Source organism: Mogibacterium pumilum (assembly GCF_002243385.1).
Classification (GTDB): Bacteria; Bacillota; Clostridia; order Peptostreptococcales; family Anaerovoracaceae; genus Mogibacterium; species Mogibacterium pumilum.
Genome location: NZ_CP016199.1, coordinates 926,851 through 930,510 on the forward strand (window position 1 = coordinate 926,851; position 3,660 = coordinate 930,510).

The following is a 3,660-nucleotide window of genomic DNA, read 5'->3' on the forward strand; positions in this document are numbered from 1 at the left end:
AGAGCTAGCTAAAAGCTTCGGAGATAAGAAACTCTTTAGCGATGTAAAGTTTGATATTAAGAGCGGTGAGAAGATCTGCTTTATCGGAGAAAATGGTGTCGGCAAGACTACACTTTTACGTATCATCATGGGTGAAGAAGAGGCGGATGACGGATATCTCAAGATTGGTCACAATGTGGATTTCGGGTACTACGATCAGGGGCAACTTCTACTCGACGAGAATGAGACGGTACTTGGGGAGATAAAGAATGCATATCACCTCTATACCGATACTGAGATGCGTAATATTCTCGGCAGGTTCTTATTTAGAGGCGATGACGTATTCAAGAGTGTTTCGGCGCTTTCTGGCGGTGAAAAGGCGAGATTGTCGCTTCTGAAGCTAATGCTGTCAGGAGCCAACACCCTGATATTCGACGAGCCCACAAATCACCTCGACATAGAGTCTAAAGAAATTGTTGAGGCTGCGATAATGGAGTTTAAGGGAACAGTTCTTATCGTATCTCATGACAGATATCTACTTAGCAAAGTTCCTGATAGAATCCTTGAGCTAAGACATGAAGGTATAAGGGAATACAAGGGGCAGTTCGACTACTATCTCGAAAAGAGTGCTGAGTTCGACCAGCAGGAGGCTGAGGTAGAGGAAGAGCAAGTGCCAAATGCAGAGCTAAGTGCTGAAGAGGAGCGTAAACTGCGTAAAGAGCAGGAGGCTGAAGAGAGACGCAGGACTCGCAGGATTGCAGAACTTGAAGCTATGATTCACGATATCGAGGGTAAAATCGATGAGATAGAGTCCGAGATGTGTAAGCCGGAACACACAACTGATGTATTCTACCTTCGCGAAGTTGGAGAAAAAGCCGATGAGTATAAGGCCGAGCTTGAAGGGATATACGATGAATGGCTCAGCCTTCAAGAAGATGAATAGTTGAACAATTACATATAGCGGAGGATGTATTCCTATCAAGAGTATCTGATATTGCAAGTCATGATACACAGTCTATAAAGTATGAGAATCCTGCGGATTTATTTACAATAATCATGATTTTAATGCATATGATTGATAAATAACTTGCAAGAATCGATTGTATAATTTATAATTATCTTTGAATTTCAAAAGGAGGTTAGAGCTATGACTTTTGATACAATTAGAGATCTAGTAGTCGAACAGCTTGGTGTTGATGCTGACATGGTTCAGATGGATACAAGTCTGATTAAAGATCTCGAAGCAGATTCACTTGATGCTGTTGAAATCATTCTTGGCGTTGAGGAAGCTTTCGGTCTAGACATTCCAGATGAAGAAGCTGAGAAGTTTGAGACTGTACAGGATTTAGTAGAGTACGTAGATTCACACAAGTAAGAAATATGGAAATTGTCGAGTTGGGGTAGGAAGTATTTATGAAAAGCAATAATGCAAAGGTATCAAATGCGATTATACGCAGACTACCAAGATATAGAAGATATTTGAACGAACTTCGTAAGCAGGGCGTTAAGAAAATCTCTTCTAATGAATTGAGTGAGCTTATTGGTTATACTGCATCTCAGATTAGACAGGATCTCAATACATTTGGTGGCTTCGGTCAGCAGGGATACGGTTACTCGGTTGATTCTCTATTCCAGGAGATTAACAAGATTCTAGGTCTTGACCGTGAGTACAAGACAATCGTAATAGGTATTGGTAATCTTGGTCAGGCAATCACGAACTACACTTATTACTACAAGATTGGGTTCAATATCGTAGGACTTTTCGACGTTAATCCAAAACTCGTAGGTCTAAGCATCAATGATGTTCTTGTTCGCGATTTTTCTGAGATGAGCGATTTTGTAAAAGCAAATGACATTGACATTGCTATTATCTGCGTTAATCGTGAGAATGCGCAGAAGGTTGCAGACGTGCTTGTCGATGCTGGTATCGAGGGTATCTGGAATTTTGCTCCAGTAGATCTCGATGTACCGCATGATATCGCTGTTGAAAATGTTCATCTAAGTGACAGCTTGCATACACTGTCGTTCCTCATTAGAAGCAATGAGCTAGAAGATGCTGAAAAGTAAATTATTTTGACATTACGTAAAGAAAAATGGCCGGGCGGTGCCCAGCTATTTTTTATGCCGTGATTCAGCACAGCCATCATAAGGCATAAAAAATGCCCCCTGTGCGTAACACAGGGGGCCATCTCTACCTTTGGTATATCCCTAACGGATTATTCCTGAGCAGGTGCGCCTACTGGGCAAACATCTGCGCAAGCTCCGCAGTCAATACAAGTATCTGCATCGATAACGTAAGGTGTTCCTTCTGTAATAGCCTCTGTTGGACAACCATCCATACATGCGCCGCAGCTGATGCAATCTTCACTAATCTTATAAGCCATAAAATCCTCCTATGATAAACAATTCATTTACTTTCTTCATCTGTATTGTATCATGGTATAATAGGTTTGATAAAGTTAACTTTTTGTGAAGTTTTCAAGGATTGTTATGAGTATGAAAGTTTATTCTTTTACTGGAAAAAGTGGTACGGGGAAGAGCTATCAAGCGATAAGAGTGGCAAAGGAAAAAGGCATTCCAGCACTTATCGATGATGGACTTTTAATATATCGCAATAAAATTGTCGCAGGTAATTCAGCTAAGAAGTGTGAATCGAAAGCTAAAGCAATGCGAACGGCACTTTTTAACTATGAGGATCACAGGCATGATGTTCAGAAGAAGATAAAGTCGCTCAAGATCAAGAAGTTGCTGGTTCTGGGTACATCAGACCGCATGGTTGATATAATTACAGATACTCTTGAACTTCCGCGAGCTGTAGAGAGACTTTATATTGAGGATTTTACTAGCGCTGGTGAACGAGAAATTGCTGCGGAACGTCGTAATAATCACGGTGAACATGTTATACCGGCACCGATGGGAGATTTGAAGCGTGATTTTGCAGGATACTTCATGAATCCGCAGAGGTTTCTTAAAAACTGGACTCTAGCCAACGATGAGACGGATAAGTATGAGAAAACCGTAGTCATGCCGCAATATGCGTATAATGGAAATTACACGATTAGTGAGAATGTAATTGAGAATATCATAAGAATTGTGGCGAGGAAGTATCGTCGCAATATAAGAGTGACGAATTTTTATAACAACGGTAAAACTGGTAGTTTGGTAATCGAGCTGGACTTAAAGGTTAGGAAGACAGTTGACTGCATGAGATCGTGTATTATCATCCAAAGGGATGTCAAACGCAGCATAGAACAGATGACGTCATTTCAGGTAAAATGCGTAAATGTTAACATTAAGGAGTTAGTACTCGACCGTGAGATAATTCGCAATCATGATAAGAAACAGGCTTGATGTTGGGAGTTCTATATATTAAAACGTGAAGCATAAATTTTGTAATAATTATGTTATTAATAAAAACAGCAGTCGTCAGACTGCTGTTTTAACTTCGTAGTGTGCCGGGCATGGCACAGTTCTTACTGGTGAGAGTCCAGTCACGGGTATTTACCGCCAAGTGTAGCGAACCGCAAGCGGAAAGCAGTAATGCTCAAGTGAAGGAAGCGGTGTAGCAAAGCCATCGAGCCTACGAACAGAAACCGGATACAAGGCTAAACGGTGGGTGAGGTTGCTACACAAACCGAAGCCCAAAAGGTAAACGTATCACCGAGACAGTAAATCCGGAGG

Annotated in this window: 5 protein-coding genes; 4 read left to right on the forward strand and 1 reads right to left on the reverse strand. The window is 41.1% G+C overall.

The window, feature by feature from the left end; all coding sequences use genetic code 11:
• The 3 genes from AXF17_RS04455 to AXF17_RS04465 all read left to right on the forward strand — a co-directional run.
• A partial coding sequence (locus AXF17_RS04455; RefSeq protein WP_157682625.1) for an ATP-binding cassette domain-containing protein occupies positions 1 to 922 on the forward strand: 922 nt, incomplete at its 5' end.
• 204 nt (positions 923 to 1,126) lie between these two features.
• Complete coding sequence (gene acpP, locus AXF17_RS04460; protein WP_094233990.1) at positions 1,127 to 1,354, forward strand: acyl carrier protein; 228 nt, start codon at positions 1,127 to 1,129, stop codon at positions 1,352 to 1,354.
• Positions 1,355 to 1,392: 38 nt separating this feature from the next.
• Positions 1,393 to 2,046, forward strand: coding sequence for a redox-sensing transcriptional repressor Rex (locus AXF17_RS04465; protein WP_094233991.1), 654 nt, complete (start codon positions 1,393 to 1,395; stop codon positions 2,044 to 2,046).
• A gap of 149 nt (positions 2,047 to 2,195) precedes the next feature.
• Here the strand turns inward: AXF17_RS04465 and AXF17_RS04470 are convergent, their stop codons facing one another.
• Complete coding sequence (locus AXF17_RS04470) at positions 2,196 to 2,363, reverse strand: DUF362 domain-containing protein (protein WP_094233992.1); 168 nt, start codon at positions 2,361 to 2,363, stop codon at positions 2,196 to 2,198.
• A gap of 106 nt (positions 2,364 to 2,469) precedes the next feature.
• Here AXF17_RS04470 and AXF17_RS04475 point away from each other — a divergent pair, with 106 nt between their 5' ends.
• A complete protein-coding gene (locus tag AXF17_RS04475) occupies positions 2,470 to 3,330 on the forward strand; it encodes an Asp23/Gls24 family envelope stress response protein (protein WP_169711320.1) in 861 nt (286 codons plus the stop codon).
• The last annotated feature ends 330 nt before the right edge of the window (positions 3,331 to 3,660 follow it).